Below are 767 nucleotides of genomic sequence, written 5' to 3'. Positions count from 1 at the left end.
GAACTTTCAATCAGTTGGCGAGAGATTGAGCCAGGTTGCGACATCTTCTATACGCACGATGAGAACGACTTCTTCCCCGAAGAGTGCTATGTCACTGCATACGGAGAACTCTTTGAGGATTGTGAGGGTGCTTACTCCACCTTTGGTGATGCCATCAAGTTGTGGTGTGAAAAGACAGGTATCTCACAGGACGGAAGAAACGAACAGAAGATGATTGACTTCATCAATGAATACGAGTATGAGGCAGAGGACACGAACTTCTGCATCAATCCAATCACATTCGGCTAACAAGGAGGAACGGATATGGCAACGATAGACATGGAGCAGTTGGACGGCGTTGTAGGGTGTTTCTGCACCTTGCTTTATCCCCGAAGAGGTCAGACAGAGGGAACGATTGTCGAGGACTTGGGTTGTGAGGTCATTGTCCAGCTCATCAACGGCAAGGAAGTGACGGAGTACAAGGATGATGTTGTCATCTGTGAATAATCAGGAGAGAGTCTGTTGGCTATGTGCTTGCAGACTCTTTCTTCCTTTGACTGCAAAAACTCTTTTAGGACAATCCTCCAATGAGGTTATGGTTGTTGTAACTGAAATATCTTAGGAGCAAGTTGTGCGGTTTGCTCACTTGCTCCAGTCCTGTTATAGAAGCTATGCTTCGACAGCTGTATAGCTACACGTCGCCAAAGTCCCTTCGCCGTTTTAAGCGTCTCTTTACCTTGTTATAGGAATGGTTATTTCGCCTTTTGGTTTTACTCGTCTGTCTTTTG

Annotated in this window: 1 protein-coding gene and 1 pseudogene; both read left to right on the top strand. The window is 45.9% G+C overall.

Annotated features, from left to right (window positions below):
• A pseudogene (locus tag KQP79_RS26090) lies at positions 1–288 on the top strand (hypothetical protein); the annotation flags it as partial.
• Positions 289–303: 15 nt separating this feature from the next.
• The gene (locus KQP79_RS26085) at positions 304–486 is read left to right on the top strand and encodes a hypothetical protein (RefSeq protein ID WP_004319908.1); all 183 of its coding nucleotides are present in this window, start codon (positions 304–306) and stop codon (positions 484–486) included.
• Positions 487–767: the final 281 nt, after the last annotated feature.

Source organism: Bacteroides sp. DH3716P (assembly GCF_025914115.1).
Lineage (GTDB): Bacteria > Bacteroidota > Bacteroidia > Bacteroidales > Bacteroidaceae > Bacteroides > Bacteroides ovatus.
This window is presented reverse-complemented; position numbering and strand designations above follow the sequence as displayed.